Raw genomic sequence first — 19,615 nt, forward strand, 5'->3', positions numbered from 1 at the left:
GCAAACAGACAAATCAATCTTGCCCCATCAACAACCACAACAAAAATAAGTGTGACTAGTGGGTTCCCACCTGGTCAATCAACGAGTAATTAGCTAGCTACAACTTCAATATCGACTTGCGCCACTACATCAGAATGCAGTTTAATATCGGCCTTATAAGTACCTAAGTGGTTAATATCAGGAATAGTAATACCGCGCCGATCAATTTCTTGGCTAGTGGCTGCTTGAATTGCATCTACAACATCTTGAGTAGTGATAGTCCCAAAAATCGCTTCATTTTCACCAACTTGCTTCGCAATTTTTAAACTATTAACTTTTTCCAAAGCTGCTTTTTGCTCTAGAGCTTGTTGTTTAAGTTCTAACTGCCGCTGACGTTCTTGCTCACGGCGGCGTTCTACTTGCTTAAGAATACTGGGAGTGGCATGAGTCGCCAAATTTTGGGGAATCAGGTAATTACGAGCATAGCCGGGAGCTACATCCACTAAATCGCCAGATTTTCCTAGCTTGTTGATATCTTGATTTAAAACTAACTGTATGCGTTTCGCCATTGTTTTCTGTTTTTCCTGTAAAATCTCATGAAGTTGGGTTGGGACAGGATAGCTCACAACATTTGTAGCTATGTTCCCAGTAGCTTGGCTTATACCCTAGAGCTTACAGATCCTAGCGAAAGGTAGGGGGCGATCGCAACTCTTTCGTGCCAGAAAGTCTAACATTGCTATAAAAGCAAGCACGGAAGAGTTTAATCCTTATTCGATTAAATCTACAAAACTAGAGATTTAGTGCAGACTCAGATGATGTAGTGCTTTCGCTTTTAGCAGCCATAACCATAGATAGTAGTTTCGGCAATGCCAAACAAATAACAGCATTTAACAGTGTTAGTAATAAACTATCTGTCAAACTCATATATAAATGTCTCCTTTTTAAAATTTGTGGTTGCTATATTACTATTTTTGATCAAAATTAGCTTGATTGTTGACAGATAAAATTTGATTTTCTTGTCAGCTATATAAGTTAGATAAATATATAGACTTTATCTATAAAATCCATTGATTTGTATCTATCTTTCAAAAGATAGAAAACTATTTTTTAGGATTAATTGTGGAAAATCTGAAATTCATGTAGATAATAGGTAGTAAAAAATCATTATTACCGATCTCAAATAGGCAATAGATTGATCTAAGAACATCTGCTCCAGCGTTGATGATTATAGATATTATTTAAATCAGTTTAATGGTTTCTACGCAATGCAAGTAAATATTAAGTCTGAAGAATTATAGGACTTATATTTGATTTTTGAAAAAATTCAGTACACCTCAAAGAGCCTTGTTCCCTGCCTACATAAGTAATTTCACCAAATCAAACCGGATTCCTGTAGTTCAAAACTGGTATGACTTATGCAGAGATTTATAACTTCCGACAGCCCGTTAATTTGGGGAACACTTGGAACAGAAATGAGGACTAAATCTACAAAACTGACTACCTGTTAACGTGTAAACCGTACAATAAGGGAAACTGGTATTGACAATTTTAGCTGTTCGGAGTTTTGCAACTTCTAGAGATGTTTTGGCTGCTTTAGTTTTAAACGCCAGAATTGTAAAGATTAGCTTAGGCAACGCCAGACAGGCAACAACATTAATTAAGGTTAGCAGCACAGCATCTATTAAACCCATAGGTAATCACCCCCTTGCAAAAATAGGTGGTCTCTGTTTTTAGCTTTCAACATTATACCTAGCAACTAACTACTAGGCATCCATTACTTTTGCTTTATATAAGTTAACTTTAACATAAACTTTTATCAATACAACCGTTTAATTCAGAAAATTACTTACACAGTATGGGATGTAGATATTAAGGATAAACAATGTAGCGCGATCGCACAATAAGCTGGAAAATAGACAATTTATTACAGTGAGGTGATATGATGTCGAAAACTCAACCTACATCTGATTTTTTATCTAACATCACAAGGCGAGAAAGCCAGGAATTACAACGTTTAGTAGATTATACAAACGTAGATTTGTTACCAGATATTTGGCCATTGGCAGCAAAGCAATTTGGTAATATTGTTGCTCTCCGTAATCCTCATGCTAAACCAGAAGTAGTAATTACCTATGCTCAGTTAGCAGAGAAAATTCAACAATTTGCTGCTGGCTTGCAAGCATTGGGAGTCCAAGCAGGCGATCGCGTCTGTTTAATTGCTGATAATAGTCCCAGATGGTTTATTGCCGATCAAGGCATCATGACTACTGGGGCAATTGATGCAGTGCGTAGCGCCCAAGCCGAAAAAGAAGAATTGCTGTTTATCGTTACTAATAGTGGCAGCACAGTACTCATAGTTGAAGATTTAAAAATTCTAGAGAAACTGCGCGATCGCTTGCATGATTTACCGATTAAATTAGTAGTCTCACTTGCTGATGAAGCACCACCAGATGATGAAACCCTCCAGGTGCTCAATTTTTCGCAGCTCATAGAAATTGGTATCAACCATACTTTTGTACCAGTCAAGCCCAGCCCTGATACTCTAGCGACTTTAATTTATACATCTGGTACAACAGGTAAACCCAAGGGTGTGATGCTTTCTCATAACAATTTAATGCATCAGGTAAAAGCTCTGGGGGCAGTCATCCAACCACAACCAGGAGATATTGTTCTCAGCATCTTGCCTACATGGCACAGCTATGAACGCAGTGGTGAATATTTCTTGCTTTCTCAAGGTTGTACGCAAATTTATACTAATTTGCGTTCTGTCAAACGAGATTTACAACAATTTAAACCCAACTACATGATCGCTGTGCCGCGTCTATGGGAATCAATTTATGAGGGAGTCCAAAAGCAATTCCGTGAACAAGCAGCCAGCAAGCAACGCTTAGTGAAATTTTTACTAGAAACTAGCGAGAAATATATTAAAGCAAGGCGAATTGCTGAAGGCTTGAGTTTAGATCATCTTGATTCTTCAGCTTTTCAAAGGTTAACAGCTAAAATGACAGCATCCGCTTTGTACCCTATCCATGCTTTAGGAGAACGCTTGGTTTATGCCAAAGTCCGGCAAGCCACAGGAGGACAAATGAAGTATGTGATTAGCGGTGGCGGTGCGCTACCGAGGCACATTGATAACTTTTTTGAAATTACTGGTGTAGAACTTTTACAGGGTTACGGTTTAACAGAAACTTCTCCTGTAGCTAACGCGCGTCGTCCTTGGCGCAATTTCCGTGGTTCATCCGGGCAACCAATCCCCGGAACAGAAGTTAAGATTATAGATTCTGAAACTCGCCAACCTTTACCAGCTGGTCAACGAGGTTTGGTCTTGCTAAGAGGCTTTCATATCATGCAAGGTTATTATCAAAACCCCGAAGCAACGGCGAAAGTTATTGATGCTGACGGTTGGTTTGATAGCGGCGATTTGGGTTGGGTAACACCACAGAATGACTTAGTATTGACTGGCAGAGCCAAAGATACGATTGTCTTAACCAATGGAGAGAACATTGAACCGCAGCCAATTGAAGATGCTTGTTTGCGATCGCCTTTTGTTGACCAAATTATGCTTGTTGGTCAAGATCAACGTAGTCTAGGTGCTTTGATTGTGCCGAATATCGAAGCCTTAGAAAAATGGGCAGCTAGTCAGAACCTCAATTCCAATGTACAGGATGACAATGTTACCTCCTCATCCAGTCAAAAAATTGACCTGGAGAGTAAAATGATCCAGGATTTATTTCGGCAAGAATTGAATCGGGAAGTGAAAAACCGTCCAGGTTATCGACCAGATGACCGCATTGGGCCATTCAGATTAGTTCTAGAGCCATTTTCCATCGAAAATGGTTTGATGACACAAACCCTGAAAATCCGGCGACACATTGTTACCGAACACTATCACGATATTATTAACGGAATGTTTGCCTAATAATTCCGCCTGCAAACTATAGAGTGAACGTGAAAATTTTATGGATGTCTCCAACCCTCAATTGCTTCTCAAGCGTGTAGTTAATGTCAAAGTCATTGTGACTCCTCTTTGGAAAGAAGAAGTACAGCAGCAATTGCAAGCGCAAATCAATCAAAGTGATCAGCAACTCCAACAGCTTGATGTTGAAGGACAAAAAGCGATCGCCGCCATTCAAAAGCAAAGTCTGCAACCACCAGGCCCCCAGACCCTGCAACAAATTGACAACATCCAACTCCAAGTCAATCAAAAGAAAAGTGAACTGTTAGAGCAAAAAAATCAACTTTTACAAAATCTCCAACAAGTGCAGTTTCTTGAGTTGGATCAAGAAGTCAATCAATTCCAAATGGAAGGCTTTTTTAAGGTCGAACGAGGCGATAACTTAATTAGCAAAATGCAAGTTGAAATCGTTCTCCGGGATGGCGTTGTAGAAGAAATTCGCGGTGATATTTAAATAAAAATTCTACCTACAAGGGGATAGAGTTTTGTCATTGGTCAGTTGTCAGTGGTTAGTAGTTAGTAGCAAATATATTTTCAGGCTACCCACTCTTGGGTAGAGGTATTAAACCAAATCAAAAACAACTGACAACTGACTCCTGTAGCGTAGAAACTTAATTTCTTCAAACTTCATACTTTTACTGACAGCTTTGAGTGAAGTTTTTTTGGGGTTGGCTTCCAGTCTGACATTGTGTCTGGGAGCCAGCCCAAACAATTTGCCACATAGGAGGAGAACTAACTAAAAGCGATCGCCCTAAGGTTGTCATCTCAACTCGATATTTAATTACATTAGTTGCATCAGCATTTGGCTGGATTTGAGTAATAGTTACTAAGGCTTGGTTCTGTTGTGGATAAGCTACCTCTACTTTAGGCTTAACTTTTGCTGTTATTTCATTATCCAAGGCATTCAGGGCTAGAGTCTCAGGATCGCTACCTTGGAGAGCAGAAGTGATACTTTCTAACGGTATATCTTTATAATGGACACGCTCTGGGAATATTGTTACATTCTGAGCCTGTTGTACTGCTGTAACTTGCTGCTGTTGACTATTGGTAGTTTCTGCAACCGACACAGATTGTTGGTGCTGGTTGATATAAATGCCAGCACCAGCGGTGGCAAAGACACTTAATATCAAAATCAAAAACAATTTCCACTTGACCGACATCATAAAACTAAACAAAAATTTCAAACAGATCAACTATCAATTTGGAATTTTAAATTGAAGTTTCACCACTAACCACATATCATAATCTGTAGAAAATCTTCTACAGCAAACCTAAAGAAGTTATAAAAATTATTTTTTCTCGTGGATCTCGAAGGCTGATAATTTGCGATCGCTATAAATATATAGACCTTTGCCTTATCTTCAGGTTCCTGGGTAAATAGTCAGTTGTCAGCTGTTATTTTTCTTGCTTCCCCTGCTTCCCCTACCTCCCCTGCTTCCCCCGCCCCGGTCACTGAGCGTCTTGTACTGAGCGTTCGCGTAGCGTCTCGCAGAGAAGCCGAAGTGCTGCCCCCTACACTACCAATACCCTGAACTAAAATAGAAAATCTCGAATCCAAAACTCTCGTGCCGAGATACAATTCGATCTGATAAAAGCTGTTAAAGTCCATAAACTATTGATTCTGAAACCACTATATGAGCATTCACGAAGTATTTATGCCGGCGCTTAGCTCTACTATGACCGAAGGTAAAATCGTCTCCTGGGTAAAATCGCCTGGCGATAAAGTGGAAAAAGGCGAAACCGTGGTGGTTGTAGAATCAGACAAGGCAGATATGGATGTGGAATCCTTCTATGAAGGATATCTTGCCCACATCATAGTGCAAGCTGGCGATACGGCAACCGTAGGCTCTGCGATCGCCTATGTAGCAGAGACAGAAGCCGAAATCGAAACCGCGAAGTCTTTGGGCAACTCAGGTAGTGCTGCGGCTACTCCTAGTTCTGCCCCTGAACCAGTTGCAGCTACAGCTTCGGTAGGAATACCTGCCTTAGCATCTCAAAATGGTTCTAACCACCGCGAAGGTAGACTTGTGGCCTCACCCCGCGCCCGCAAATTGGCAAAAGAATTAAAAGTTGATTTGAGTAATTTGCAAGGTAGTGGTCCCTACGGTCGCATTGTCGCTGAGGATGTGGAAGGTGCTGTTAATCAAGGCAAGCAACCCGCCGCCATACCTGTTACTTTATCCAGACCGACACAAACTACCCCAGTTGCACCTGCACCAACACCAGCTGTCGCCGCTGTTCCTGGTCAAACAGTGCCTCTAACTACCTTCCAAAACGCTGTAGTCCGGAATATGGTAGCTAGTTTAGCTGTGCCAATATTCCATGTGGGTTACACCATTACCACCGATGGGTTAGACAAGCTTTATAAGCAAATTAAATCTAAAGGGGTAACAATGACTGCACTGCTGGCAAAAGCTGTAGCGGTGACATTACAAAAACACCCATTATTAAATGCCAGTTATTCAGATCAAGGAATTGTTTATCATTCTGGTATTAACGTTGCCGTAGCCGTGGCAATGGATGATGGGGGATTGATTACACCTGTGTTGCAAAATGCAGACATGATAGATATTTATTCGCTCTCCCGGAATTGGAAGTCTTTAGTAGAACGCGCTAGAACCAAACAACTGCAACCTGAAGAATATAATAGTGGCACTTTTACCTTGTCGAATTTAGGGATGTTCGGTGTAGATACATTTGATGCGATATTACCACCTGGACAAGGTTCAATTTTAGCGATCGGGGCATCTCGGCCACAGGTAATAGCTACAGGTGATGGCTTATTTGGTGTACGGCAACAAATGCAGGTGAATATTACTTCTGACCATCGTATTATTTATGGCGCTCATGCTGCGGCCTTTTTACAAGATTTAGCGAAGTTGATTGAAACAAATCCGCAATCTTTGACACTCTAACTAAGAGTAGTTTTGCAATCAAAATTAAATTCAAGACTTGGATGTAGAAAAACTCCAAGTCTTTATTTTTTGTTTAGATATAGCTATTGCCAAGTAGGTTATACCAATTTTCTAAAAAAAGGCTACAGATGAGATAAAGATAAATGATAAAAAGGATAAATGAACAGTAAAAATAAATCCACTAACTTTTATGAGTCAAACACAATCGCAACTAAAGCTACTGACCTTCGATGAATTTATCGAATGGTATCCAGAAAACTCAGAACTACGTTACGAATTACATGACGGAGTGATTGTGGAGATGCCAAAGCCGAAAGGTGAACATTCTGATTTGACTGGTTTTTTGATAGAAGAATTACTCATCACAATTAGAGAGATGGGTAAACGCGGTATTTGGAGTATACCGAAAGAATCCATTATTAAACCATACCGCGACAAATCAGGATACGAACCGGATATTATTGTTTTAAATCAAGAAACTATCGATACTGAGACGCGTTGGAAGCAAGAATCAGTTATCCATAATGCTAGTTCGGTCAAGCTGATAGTTGAAGTAGTGTCAAGCAACTGGCGAGATGATTACTACGACAAGCTTCGTGACTATGAAGCTATGGGTATACCTGAATATTGGATTGTGGATTATGCAGCATTGGGTGGGCGTGTATTTATTGGTAGTCCCAAAGTTCCGACGATTTTTGTCTGTGAACTTATTGATGGTGAATATCAAATGACACCTTTTAGAGAAAAAAACCTTATAGTGTCTCCGACTTTTTCCCAGCTGAATCTAACCGTACAACAAATTTTTGACTCGGTGATTTAAACTAGCATTCGTTTTATTTCTTGAAATTATCTTAGTTAACCTGAGTTTGGCATAAGGAAAGCGACAGGTAGTAAGCTGAAAATAGCGTTAAATCCAGCAACCTGAATATAATGCAGCTTTTCCTGATTCAAAGTTCAATTCTCAGTAATTAAATGTGGCTACTAAAAAAAGTTCGTAGTTGGGGAAAAGAACAAATTATCCAAATACGAGAAGGTAACAGCGGCGAGTGGCATTGGTTAGCAGAAAATCCCATGCCAGTGGCTGGACTTAACCGCAGCTTGTGGCGAGGAGCCGTTCCCTCTTGGACTTTCTACATACTGTTATTTTTATCTGGAATTATCTCTACTGTAGGACTTCTGGCTAGCAGTGCGGCGACAATTATTGGTGCAATGATAGTTGCTCCTTTGATGGGGCCAATTATTGCGATCGCCTATAGCATAGCAGTAGGAAATCAGCGTTTGTTAAAGCGCTCTGGCATTACACTTTTATCGGGGATTGCATTAACTATTGTCACGTCAATGGTAATTGCCAAAATTGTGGGTATCAGAACCTTTGGCCCAGAAATTTGGGGACGAGTCAGCCCCACTTTGCTAGATTTGGCTGTAGCGTTGGCAGCAGGTGCAGCTGGGGCATTTGCTAAATCGCGCCGTCACGTTGCTGATGCTTTGCCAGGAGTAGCGATCGCCGTAGCTTTAGTACCACCTTTGAGTGTTATAGGTATTGGCGTAGCAATGGGTTCAAAATCAGTTGCTATTGGCGCATCCTTATTGTTTTTAGCAAACTTGATCGGCATTATTTTTAGCGGCGCACTAGTATTTCTCTTACAGCGCTACGGTTCTTTACAAAGAGCGCGTCAAGGTCTAATTTTATCAATTGGAGCTATATTTATTCTTGGCTTGCCGTTAGGTTTATCTCTAGATAATTTACTCCTGAAAGAACGAACACGTCGCAGTATTGAGTATTCGCTATACCGGAGAACTTTGACATTTTCTGGTACAGATATTCGCAATATTCAAGTACAGCGCCAAGAGAATTTCTTGATCGTTGACCTAGAAGTAGCGGCTCCTGTCGGTTCAATTTCCGAAAATCAAGTCAAAATGGTACGGGATTTTTTACAACAAAGCTTAAAAAAACCGCTAACTTTAAATGTGCGGGTAATTCCAATTCGGGAATTTACAGCACCGGCTCCAGATAAGTAAGTTAGGATGGCTCAACTACAACGAATTGCGATCGCACCTTCTCAACTCCAACAAGAGCAAATTATACTCACCAACGAGCAACAACATTACTTGGTACGCGTTTTACGCTTGCGTGTAGGTGATCGCTTTATTGCTATGGATGGCAAGGGTAAATGGTGGTTAGCACAGCTAGAAACAGAGCAAGCGCAGGTTTTAGAACCAATTTTGGTAAAAACAGAATTACCTGTATCAATTACGCTCATGGTGGCATTACCAAAAGGTAATGGATTTGATGAAGTGGTGCGGTGTTGTACAGAATTAGGAGTAGCTTGTATTGCGCCTGTATTAAGCGATCGCACTTTACTTCGTCCCAGTCCCCAAAAACTGGAAAGGTGGCGACGCATCGCAGCAGAAGCCGCAGAACAATCAGAACGCGCTTTTGTGCCAACAATTTTAGAACCTGTTACTTTTAATTCTGCTTTGACTAATAATGTAGCAACTCATAGTTATATCTGTGAAGCGCGTGGTGATTATCTCCATTTAAATAACGTGATTAAATCTGACACCAGCGAAATTATTATTGCTACCGGCCCAGAGGGAGGATGGACAAAAACAGAAATTGAGACTGCGATCGCAGCAGGATTTCAACCTGTTTCTCTTGGTCGTCGTATCCTGCGAGCAGTCACAGCACCAGTAGTAGCATTATCCCTAATTTCCGCAGCAACTGAAGTATAAATGATGTATATCTAACTACTTTGCTTTGAAGGTAAGCGATGATTGAGCAAGTTGCCACCGCCTTTGAGCGTAAAGACTATTACACAGCTGCTAATTTACTCAAACAGCTGCTAAAAGAATCACCAGACAATCCTTGGGTGCAATTTTATTTGGCAAGGCTGCATGAAGTTTCCCAAAAGCATCAAGATGCTGAACAAATTTATCGCCAATTGCTGCGGAGTACGAACAATGTTAAGATAGTCACCCAAGCTCGTCAAGGTTTGCAACGGCTGCAAGAAATTGATCAGGAAGAAAGACAAAGAGCCATAGCCAAAGCCACAGCTGAACCTAGCAACACCGAATTTGGTTTACTAGTTTTAGAACCTCTCAGTAGCGAACTCAAAACCACAGCAGCACCAAAATTTGCCCAGATTATGCAATTAGATCCTTATACAGCTAGGTTAGTATTACCTAGTCGTGGCTGGAAACTATACCGCACTGGACAAGTAGGAGAACTGAAATTTTATGGTACACAGCTACAAAAAGTTGAAATTCCTTGTTTTTGGACTACCGTAACTGCTATTAGGCAAATTCAAGTTTTTCAAGTCCTATATTTTTCCGAATCTGGCCTTAAAACTACTGTTGTTTGTCGCAATGAAGCAAATCAACTTGGTTCTCTAACTTTTGAATGGTCAGAAGTGACAGCGCGAGTTACAGGACTGTTACCAATTTTTGAGGAAGTCGTAGATGTTGACGTTCGCCGGAAACTAGAACGTAAAACCCAAACACAAGACTATGCTCAGTTTTGTGATTTACACTTACCTAGTAGACGTTGTATTTTGCGACTTGGTGATCAAGGTTACGAGTTCGACCAAGGTGTAGAAATTAATCCTCAAGCCAGCCAAAATACAATTAGAATCAATTGGAATAGCTTGCTAAATTGGCTAGAAGAGCATCTCAAACAAGTTAAAGTTTGGTCAGACTTCCGGCCTTTTGGAGAGACTGTTTTGGATCAAACAGATTTGCTGGATAAAATCCCATCTCACATTCACTTATTTCGTAAAGAACCGACCAATTGGGACTCAGCTTTTCATTTGTATAGTGGATTAGTATTAGTTAAGAATGGTGGTGAAAAGGGGCTAGGGGCTAGTGGCTAGGGTCTAGAATAGTGTATTTAATTCATATAAAAAAGAAGGGTCAAGCAAAGCTCACCCTTCTAGCAAATTTAATTAACCACTGATACAAACGCGATTAATTATCTTCATATACCCAAGCTTGATATTAGCTAGGTGTTTTAACCTGACGTGCCATATCTAAATAAGCACTCATATTTGCCCCTGGACGACGACGACCATTAGAATTAGTAGCCGAAGGAGCAAGATATTTAGGCGCAAAAGTTGTTTCTTTTGGCTGCTCTTTTACTACTTTAGCCGCTGCGGCTTTCTCTTTTTTGCCAGGTTGAACTTTAAGACCTTCAGCAGTCTGAACCATTTCAACATCGGCTGACTTAGCCTCTTTTTTAGCTGTTTTTGCCTTAGTCTTTGTCTTAGACTTGGCTTTAGTTGCAGCTGTTTTTGTTCCGTTCAATGACGCTGGCGCAGATGACTCTGGTGCATCTGACGTAACAGTTTCAACTGCTTTTTTTGCAGTCGATGTAACTGTATCTGCTGCTTTTTGTGCATTCGCTGCAACTGTATCTGCAAATTTCTGTGCGTTTGATGCAACCTCTTTAGCAGTATCTTTAGCAACTTCTTTGGCTTCATCTAATTCCAGATAGTAACCGTTACTTTTGCCTTTTTTCTTCCCAGGTAACAGCCCTGTAACAAAACCCACAATCTTGGTGATTAAATTGGTGATTAACTTTTTGATAGAATCGAACATTAGAATTGCTCCTGTCTCTTAATATCTGTAAACTTGGCCGTAATGTTAAAAACTACAGCAGAATGTTACATTTTTTTACGCCACGCTATTCTGGTGGCCAGATTTATAGGTTTGTACTTAATCAACATTGTAGTAACACTACAGGGCAAATGTTATCAACTTTGTAAGCATCTGCAACCTATAGACACTGAAAATTAATTATGAAATTTTACTGTAACTAAGGGCAAGATTCTGAAAGTATGCTTAATAAAATTTAATATAGGAATGGGCATGGGGCATGGGGCATTGGGAAGAACAAGCAGGGTGTAGGGTGCAAGGGGGAGTTTGAAACTACTTCGCATTTATCCATTTATGGTTAACATTTTTTCCTCTTCTCCCCTGCTCCCTGCTCCCTGCCCCTTGTCCTCTTCTCCCTGCCTCTGTTAATAAACCAGTAACAGGAGTGTCACAGCCTCTATACAGATGGTTATGGTACTCAGTTAAATTTTCTACAGACTTAACGTAGGCGAATTTAGGAGATGAACACTGAAAATCAGCAACATAATCCTGTTGTATTAGTACATGGCATTGATGATACAGGCGCAGTTTTCGATCAGATGGCAATTTATTTGAGACAACTAGGGTGGTCTGTATATACCCTAGATCTATCGCCCAAAAATGGTGATGCAGGTCTTGATGTGTTGGCAAAGCAAATAGCAGATTATATTGCCACTACTTTTACTCCAGAACAATCCCTCGATTTGATCGGCTTTAGCATGGGAGGAATTGTCAGCCGCTATTATGTTCAGCGACTGGGAGGAATTAACCGTGTGCAGCGGTTTATTACTATCTCTTCACCTCATCATGGTACTGTAGTTGCTTATGCTTCCCAACGTCTTGGTTGCTTGCAAATGCGTCCTAACAGTGCTTTTCTTAAGGATTTGAACTCTGATGTTGTGATGTTAAAGCGTTTGAACTTTACATCTATTTGGACACCTTATGATTTGATGATTGTTCCTACAAATAGTTCACAGTTGCCCGTAGGAGAAGAAGTAATTTTACCAGTAGCTCTACACTCTTGGATGTTAACAGACTCTAGATGTTTGGCAGTAGTAGCAGAAACCTTACTACAGCCAATTAAGCCCTATCGCCAATTTGGGTATATTCATAACTCCCAAAAATCGACTCTGGGTGGCGGTAATATTTGAGTTCTATCAAGTTATAAAAAGGATCTTCTAAAAAGAAAGTGCGATGCTCTAGAGGAGAGCCAACAAAGCGATTTTTGGGTTGTTCACGAAAAAGTAATTGTTTTTGTTGCGCTTTGTTTAATAAATCTTCCCAGTCACTTTCTTGGGTAAAAATTAGCCCAAAGTGTCTAGGATAAATAGTGCGTTGGGGTATCAAGGGTTCTCTAGTGATGTGAGCTACCAATTGATGACCGTAAAGGTTGAGAATTAAAGCTTGGGGGTTTTCACGACCAGGAACGCAGCCCAATCCATCAATATAATATGCTTTTGTCTGAGCTATATCAGTGACAGGAAAAGCCAGATGAAATAAAACTTGGCTCATAGCTAATGTATAACAAACGTGTAGTTGATGCCATAACAGAAGACGAGGCTTAAATGCCTGACTTCTCAAAGAAGTCGGGCATATTGTTGTCCTATATATACAATTTATTCTTTAAACTTTGATTGTGGTCAACTTGAACACAGTTTTAGATAATCTTAGCTTATATCCTGGTGACGATGTTTGCATGAAATCTTAAGACTGACAGGAGAATAGGAAACACAGCAGGGAGAAAGAAGTAATTTTTCTTCATCCCCCTTGCACTCTGCCCCCTGCCCAGGTCACTGAGTTTCGACACTTCGACAGGCTCAGTGCAGCGCTGCGCGGTAGTTGAAGTGCTGCCTCTTCTGCCCTATGCCCAATTTCCAAAATTGGTTATTCTGTTGATATTCTGGCAAAACTATTCGTGATTCATTGCTGATGTTATCTTTAATTGACTCTGCGAATCCTTGGTTAGCGGGAGCAGGATTAAACGCAATTTTATTGGGTTTAGTTTGGATTGCTCCTAAAAAGTTGCTGACTCCAGCAGGATTATTCCATGCTTGGTTACTGGGTGTATTGATTTGGGGAACTTTGGGTTGGCAGGGGTATGTAGTAGTTGTGTTCTATTTTCTGGTTGGTTCTGGGGTGACACGCATTGGTATGGCACAAAAGGAAATAGAAGGAATAGCTGAAAAGCGTTCCGGAGCCAGAGGCCCAGAAAATGTTTGGGGTTCGGCTTTGACTGGGGCGTTGTGTGCTTTAGGAATAGGAGTGATCAATTTTGGATTTCTAGCTTCTAGTCCTCAATTTTTAGTATCTAGTCTTCAATCACTGTTACTACTAGGCTATGTAGCTAGTTTTAGTACCAAACTTTCTGACACTTGTGCCAGTGAAGTGGGTAAAGCTTATGGTAAAAGTACCTTTTTGATTACCACACTACAACCAGTACCTCGTGGTACGGAAGGGGCGGTTAGCTTAGAGGGAACTTTAGCGGGTGTGGTAGCCTCAGTTGCGATCGCCTTAATTGGTTGGGGTGTCGGTTTGATTAACTTATTAGGAATAGGCTGGTGTGTATTAGCAGCGTTTATTGCTACCAATTTAGAAAGTGTTATTGGGGCAACATTGCAGTCTAAATATACTTGGCTGACCAATGAAGTCGTGAATATTTTGAATACATTAATTGGGGCGATCGCAGCTATGCTATTTGCTTGGATATGGACAAGCATTTTTGCTTAATTATTCTGTTGATTTCTCTGGAAATTTAAAAGTACTTCTAGCTACATATTTATGGTGTAAGCTGTTCCAAATTTAACTTGCATATTTTTGATTTTGGGGAAAAACCCATTAATCCTTCTCCCCTGCCCCCTGCACCCGTTCACTGAGCGTAGCCGAAGTGCTGCCCCCCTGCTTGCCTCAATGTGCAAATTAAAGGTTTAACAGCTTAGTTGCCATACTACTATGCAAGAGATAAACTTAGCGATTGACCCTTACCTAAAAAATGTCAATGACAATACTAAATTCTTTTATGTTAACAATTCTTCGTAACTGAAAATTTAATCAGTATATTTTATAGTTTATAAAATTTTAGCTGTTTTTATTGGCTTAATTCATGGAATCTTTATCATTTTTGACCGTTGATGACCAACCACTTTCTATTGACAAAGCAGTAAAATATCTGCAAGCCTCTGGAAAGTTAGCTCAATTTATTGGTGATATTCTTCGTCAGCACGTTATTGAGCAAGAAATCCAAATACGAGACGATATGGAAATCAGTCCCGCTTTAACAGAACAGACAATTATTGATTTCCGCCTCAAAAATCAACTGACAGACCCCCAAACTTTTCAAGAATGGTTAAAGAATAATGGCACAGATTACGCGACTTTTCATTCATCAGTTACTTTTGGTTTTAAATTAGAAAAATTGAAAAATCTGCTGACAGAAACAAAACTTCCAGAATATTTCATTGAACGTAAGATTTTTCTAGATCGCGTAATACTCTCTCGAATTGTTGTTAATAATCAAGAACTCAGTGAAGAACTACAAACTCAAATTGAAGAAGGAGGTAGTTTTGAACAATTAGCCAAAGAGTATTCGCTGTCAGATGACCGGATGGTGAACGGCATGATGGGGCCAATTAGCCGGGGAACAATGCCAGATAAATTGAGGGCTGCTGTTGATATAGCAAATCCAGGACAATTGGTAGGGCCAATTGAACTGGAAGGAAGTTATGGTTTGTTTCGAGTAGAACAATTTCTGCCAGCATCTTTAGAAGATACTCAACTCAAGCAAGCATTACAAAATGAATTATTTGAAAAATGGCTAGCAGAGAAAATCCAAAAATTGACGGTCAAACTACAAGTGAGCTAAAACCTCTGGATAATGAATCTCTACAATTAGATGTGCTAGCTTCTATACCTTGGAACCAACCACCTCTATGCTGGCTGACTCCTGCACAACAAACTCGATTGCAAACTCAGTTGCAAACCCGTCAGTATCGGCTTGGTGAAAAAATTTGGTCAACCGCAGCAGGTGGTTATCAGTTCTTCATTGTGACTGGAAAAGTCCGCTTGCGAAGAGAAGTTCAAAAATTTGCAGAACAAGATGTTGGTAAACCTTTGGCAGCCTTACAAGCGGGTGATTGGTTTGGTGATTTACAAAAGCTGGCTGTAGAGTACAAAGCTGTCGCTGCTAGTAAAGAAGTTGTAGTAGTGTGGTGGGATACAGCCTTATGGGCAGAATTTTCTACACCCGAAATTGAGGAGTTCTGGCTGGGGTCAGAAAAAGATCAAGAAATCAAAAAACCAGCAGATAAGGAGATTAAGGAAGAGATTTTACCTTTGTCCCCCGCTAGTTTTGTTGCTGCTTCTCCTGTAACATCACATTATCCTTTTGTACCGGGCTGGAATACAGGTGCTGCTTGTTTAACAATGGTGGCGCAACAGCTCGAAAATGCTGTGAAATTGGAGTGGGTGCAACGTCAACTGAAAGGACAACGCCCGAAAAATCTTGTAGAAGCAGCCGAAAAGTTAGGGTTAGTATTGCAGCGATTGCAAGTGAATTGGAGTGATTTACGGCAATTATCATTTCCAGCCTTATTACAGTGGAAATCAGACTCACTCTCGACTCCTTCTTGGGTGGTAGCCTATGGAGTTCAAGGCGCTAATTTAATTATTGCTAATCCTCTAAATCCCGATCATACTTGCGAAAGTCTGCCTCAGTCGGTAGTTGAGACTGCTTGGGATGGACAACTTTGGCAAGTAGAACTAATATCTCAGCAAGAAAAGTTTAATCTTAGTTGGTTTACCCCAGCAGTTTGGAAATTCCGGGGATTGCTGAGTGAAGTGTTATTAGCATCTTTTACCTTGCAGCTTTTGGGGTTAACGACACCACTAATTACGCAAGTCGTCATTGACAAAGTAATGGTGCAGGAGAGTTTACCAACTCTCGATGTCATGGCGATCGCTTTATTATTGGTAGCCTTATTTGAGGCTACACTTGGCATTCTGCGATTATTTATTTTCACCCATACAGCGCGTCGCTTAGATTTAAGTTTATCAGCACAATTATTTCGCCACCTCATGCGTCTGCCTTTAGCTTATTTTGAGTCGCGGCGTGTTGGTGACACAGTAGCTAGAGTTCAAGAACTAGAACAAATTCGTCAGTTTCTTACAGGTACTGCATTAACTGTAATTTTAGATAGCATCTTTGCCGTGGTGTATCTGGCATTGATGTTTTACTATAATATCCCGTTGACATTTGTCGCTTTGGCAGTGCTGCCGTTGTTTGCCACTTTGACGATAGTTGCTACACCCATCCTGCGTAACTGGCTGAACGAAACTTTTAACCGCAATGCTGATAGTCAATCGTTTTTAGTAGAGACAGTCACAGGAATCCACTCAGTTAAAGCTCATGCAGCAGAACCAGTAGCACGCGATCGCTGGGAAGGCTTATTTGCTCGTTTTATCCGCACTGGTTTCAAAGCCTCAACTACTTCTAACATTAGCAGCAACATTGGTGACTTTCTCACCAATTTTTCTTCTTTGCTGATTCTGTGGTTTGGGGCTAAGTTGGTGATCGATCAAAAGCTAACTATTGGTCAGTTGGTAGCGTTTCAAATGTTGTCTGGAAGAGTTACAGGCCCTCTTTTACGGTTAGTACAGTTGTGGCAAAATCTCCAACAAGTCCTACTTTCTGTAGACCGCATTGGAGACATTCTTAACGTTGCTCCCGAAGCTGAACCCGGAACAGGTCTAGTTTTACCTCCTCTCAAAGGTCAAGTTAGCTTTGAGCAAGTCTTTTTTCGCTATCAACCAAACGTTGAACCTGTCCTCAAAGGTATTTCTTTCAATGCAGAACCAGGGCAGTTTGTGGGTATTGTCGGACGTAGTGGTTCTGGTAAAAGTACCCTTTCTAAGCTTTTGCAACGTCTCTATCAAATTGAATCAGGACGCATTCTCATTGATGGATTTGATATTAAAAGTGCCGATTTAGCTTCACTGCGACAACAAATCAGTGTAGTTCTCCAAGAAGACTTTTTATTCAACGGTTCCATCTTAGAAAATATCACTCTTGGTAATCCCGACATTAGTGCAGAGCAAGTAGTAGAAGCTGCCAGACTAGCTGTAGCCCATGACTTCATCAGTCAATTACCTTACGGTTATGAAACTAACGTTGGTGAACGAGGAACAGCTTTATCTGGTGGACAAAGACAACGCATTGCTCTAGCACGATTATTTCTTTCCCAAGCGCCAATTTTAGTTTTGGATGAAGCTACCAGTGCTTTAGATAGTGAAACAGAACAACAAGTACTACAAAACCTACACAAAATTTCCGCCGGACGTACTGTGTTCCTAATTGCTCACCGCTTTGCTCCCCTCAAACGTGCTGATTTGATTTTGGTTTTAGAGCAAGGCATCATCGCCGAACGCGGTACTCATTCACAGTTGTTGCAACAAAAGGGTTTGTACTGGTCACTATATCAACGGCAGCAAGCAAATATTTGATGTAGTAGTCTATCAAGCCAACTTTGCTGAGTGAAATGGTGGGATATAACCGCTTACTCCTTCTTGGTAATATCCATCCACGAGGTAGAAGAAACTACTTGCAAAATTCAGTATTGTAAAGGCTAGTGCCTTCAAATTAGGAAAAACGCCTGTGGTTCCCATTAGAGATAATAATCCCACCAAAATCACGCCTTATGTAACTTATGGACTGATTGCTGCTAATGTCCTCGCCTTTCTTTATGAAGCGAGTCTTCCCCCTCAAGCATTAAACGGGTTTTTACATCTTGCCGCTGTAGTTCCCAAAGAACTTACTTTAAGCTTTGGGGGAGTTTCTGTGAATCAACCAGTACCAGAGTGGGCAACTTTAATTACTGCCCAATTCTTGCACGGCGGCTTCTTACACTTAGCTGGCAATATGTTGTTCTTATGGATTTTCGGCAATAATGTTGAAGAAAAGTTAGGTCGTGCTAAATATTTATTGTTCTATTTATCTTGCGGTATTTTGGCATCCTTGACTCAGTGGTTCTTTGCCCAAGATTCTAACATCCCTTCTTTGGGAGCAAGTGGTGCGATCGCAGGTGTTATGGGAGCATACATTCTTCGCTTTCCTAAAGCCGAGATTCTCGGTGTAGTACCTTTGGGGTTTTTCTTTCCCACTTTTCGTGTTCCAGCCTATTTCTTTTTAGGATTTTGGTTTATTCAACAAGCTTTCTACGGACTTGTCAGTTTAGAAGCACCTACAAACATTGGCATGGAAAATGGTGGTATTGCCTACTGGGCTCATTCAGGTGGTTTTTTATTTGGAGCAATTCTTGGCCCGTTGTTAGGTTTGTTTAGCGATAAACCTGAAGAAGAATCTTGGTTATAAATAACCTCCTTAATCCTTTCTTTTTTCCTATCCAAACTGATTGCTACTAGCCGCACAAGGTATATTGCAGTTAGTGAATCATTAGGAAAAACACTTGTGTTTCCCCTTTACGACCAAAATCCGACGCGAATCACCCCGTACTTTACTTATGGGGTGATTGGTATGAATATTTTAGTTTTTCTCCATGAAGTTAGTCTGTCAAATAAACAGTTAGAGTCATTTTTACAGCTTTATGCAGTCATACCACAACAGTTAACTGCTAATTTTGCCGATGAATGGACGACTTTATTCACGTCGCAATTTTTACATGGCGGTTGGTGGCACTTGATCTCGAATATGGTTTTTCTCTGGGTATTTGGCAATAATATTGAAGACCGCTTGGGTCATCTTAAATATTTGATCTTTTATTTGTCGTGTGGTGCTTTAGCCGCTCTGTGTCAATGGTTTATTGCGATGAACTCTACAATTCCTTCTTTAGGAGCAAGTGGGGCAATTGCTGGGGTTTTGGGCGCGTATATTATTCGCTTTCCTCATGCTAGAATTACGACTTTAATTTTCTTAGGCTTTTTCGTGACTACCTTCAGGGTTCCTGCACTGGTAATGATCGGAATTTTCTTTATCCAAAATTTGATATCTGGTTTTGCTAGCCTACAAGCAGCCGCTAATATGAGTGTGGAAACAGGTGGAGTCGCTTACTGGGCGCACATTGGCGGCTTTGTTTTCGGGATGATTCTTGGTCCATTGTTTGGGTTGTTTAGAAGTGATTATGACTAA

General features: G+C 40.6%; 17 protein-coding genes. 13 read left to right on the forward strand and 4 right to left on the reverse strand.

Annotated elements, in window-relative coordinates; translation table 11 throughout:
* Nucleotides 1-89: 89 nt before the first annotated feature.
* A complete protein-coding gene (rplI, locus tag QI031_RS13035; RefSeq protein ID WP_281485556.1) occupies nt 90-548 on the reverse strand; it encodes a 50S ribosomal protein L9 in 459 nt (152 codons plus the stop codon).
* 1,373 nt (nt 549-1,921) lie between these two features.
* On the opposite strand from rplI, the gene QI031_RS13040 reads away from it, so the two are divergent.
* Nucleotides 1,922-3,898 carry an AMP-dependent synthetase/ligase gene (locus QI031_RS13040; protein WP_281486013.1) on the forward strand — a complete coding sequence of 659 codons (1,977 nt, stop codon included), beginning with the start codon at nt 1,922-1,924 and terminating at the stop codon, nt 3,896-3,898.
* A gap of 40 nt (nt 3,899-3,938) precedes the next feature.
* Nucleotides 3,939-4,388 (forward strand): YlqD family protein, encoded by a 450-nt coding sequence (locus QI031_RS13045; RefSeq protein WP_281485557.1) that lies wholly within the window; start codon nt 3,939-3,941, stop codon nt 4,386-4,388.
* 181 nt (nt 4,389-4,569) lie between these two features.
* Here QI031_RS13045 and QI031_RS13050 read toward each other — a convergent pair whose 3' ends face one another.
* A complete protein-coding gene (locus QI031_RS13050; RefSeq protein ID WP_343217858.1) occupies nt 4,570-5,097 on the reverse strand; it encodes a hypothetical protein in 528 nt (175 codons plus the stop codon).
* Nucleotides 5,098-5,568: 471 nt separating this feature from the next.
* Between QI031_RS13050 and QI031_RS13055 the strand changes: the two genes are divergently transcribed.
* From QI031_RS13055 to QI031_RS13075, 5 genes are all read left to right on the forward strand, one after another.
* The gene (locus QI031_RS13055) at nt 5,569-6,849 is read left to right on the forward strand and encodes a dihydrolipoamide acetyltransferase family protein (RefSeq protein WP_281485558.1); all 1,281 of its coding nucleotides are present in this window, start codon (nt 5,569-5,571) and stop codon (nt 6,847-6,849) included.
* Nucleotides 6,850-7,039: 190 nt separating this feature from the next.
* Nucleotides 7,040-7,669, forward strand: coding sequence for a Uma2 family endonuclease (locus tag QI031_RS13060; protein WP_281485559.1), 630 nt, complete (start codon nt 7,040-7,042; stop codon nt 7,667-7,669).
* 152 nt (nt 7,670-7,821) lie between these two features.
* Nucleotides 7,822-8,868, forward strand: a complete 1,047-nt coding sequence (locus QI031_RS13065; RefSeq protein WP_281485560.1) for a TIGR00341 family protein — start codon at nt 7,822-7,824, stop codon at nt 8,866-8,868.
* 6 nt (nt 8,869-8,874) lie between these two features.
* Entirely contained in the window at nt 8,875-9,582 is a 708-nt protein-coding gene (locus QI031_RS13070) for a 16S rRNA (uracil(1498)-N(3))-methyltransferase (protein ID WP_281485561.1), read from the forward strand.
* A gap of 38 nt (nt 9,583-9,620) precedes the next feature.
* The gene (locus QI031_RS13075; RefSeq protein ID WP_281485562.1) at nt 9,621-10,718 is read left to right on the forward strand and encodes a tetratricopeptide repeat protein; all 1,098 of its coding nucleotides are present in this window, start codon (nt 9,621-9,623) and stop codon (nt 10,716-10,718) included.
* Nucleotides 10,719-10,842: 124 nt separating this feature from the next.
* On the opposite strand, the gene QI031_RS13080 is transcribed toward QI031_RS13075, so the two are convergent.
* Complete coding sequence (locus tag QI031_RS13080; protein ID WP_343217859.1) at nt 10,843-11,394, reverse strand: hypothetical protein; 552 nt, start codon at nt 11,392-11,394, stop codon at nt 10,843-10,845.
* Between the two features lie 566 nt (nt 11,395-11,960).
* On the opposite strand from QI031_RS13080, the gene QI031_RS13085 reads away from it, so the two are divergent.
* Entirely contained in the window at nt 11,961-12,629 is a 669-nt protein-coding gene (locus QI031_RS13085; protein ID WP_281485564.1) for an esterase/lipase family protein, read from the forward strand.
* Here the strand turns inward: QI031_RS13085 and QI031_RS13090 are convergent.
* The gene (locus tag QI031_RS13090; RefSeq protein ID WP_281485565.1) at nt 12,559-12,990 is read right to left on the reverse strand and encodes a VOC family protein; all 432 of its coding nucleotides are present in this window, start codon (nt 12,988-12,990) and stop codon (nt 12,559-12,561) included. The genes QI031_RS13085 and QI031_RS13090 overlap by 71 nt on opposite strands.
* 417 nt (nt 12,991-13,407) lie before the next feature.
* On the opposite strand from QI031_RS13090, the gene QI031_RS13095 reads away from it, so the two are divergent.
* The 5 genes from QI031_RS13095 (at nt 13,408) to QI031_RS13115 (ending at nt 19,615) form a co-directional block, all read left to right on the forward strand.
* Nucleotides 13,408-14,205, forward strand: coding sequence for a TIGR00297 family protein (locus tag QI031_RS13095; RefSeq protein ID WP_281485566.1), 798 nt, complete (start codon nt 13,408-13,410; stop codon nt 14,203-14,205).
* Nucleotides 14,206-14,578: 373 nt separating this feature from the next.
* Nucleotides 14,579-15,337, forward strand: coding sequence for a peptidylprolyl isomerase (locus tag QI031_RS13100; RefSeq protein ID WP_281485567.1), 759 nt, complete (start codon nt 14,579-14,581; stop codon nt 15,335-15,337).
* Nucleotides 15,286-17,973: a peptidase domain-containing ABC transporter gene (locus QI031_RS13105; protein ID WP_281485568.1), complete on the forward strand. Its 2,688-nt coding sequence runs from the start codon at nt 15,286-15,288 to the stop codon at nt 17,971-17,973. The genes QI031_RS13100 and QI031_RS13105 overlap by 52 nt, the downstream gene beginning before the upstream one ends.
* A gap of 151 nt (nt 17,974-18,124) precedes the next feature.
* Nucleotides 18,125-18,841 carry a rhomboid family intramembrane serine protease gene (locus QI031_RS13110; RefSeq protein ID WP_281485569.1) on the forward strand — a complete coding sequence of 239 codons (717 nt, stop codon included), beginning with the start codon at nt 18,125-18,127 and terminating at the stop codon, nt 18,839-18,841.
* Nucleotides 18,842-18,937: 96 nt separating this feature from the next.
* Nucleotides 18,938-19,615 (forward strand): rhomboid family intramembrane serine protease, encoded by a 678-nt coding sequence (locus QI031_RS13115; protein WP_281485570.1) that lies wholly within the window; start codon nt 18,938-18,940, stop codon nt 19,613-19,615.

The sequence above is a fragment of the Halotia branconii CENA392 genome, assembly GCF_029953635.1.
Classification (GTDB): domain Bacteria; phylum Cyanobacteriota; class Cyanobacteriia; order Cyanobacteriales; family Nostocaceae; genus Halotia; species Halotia branconii.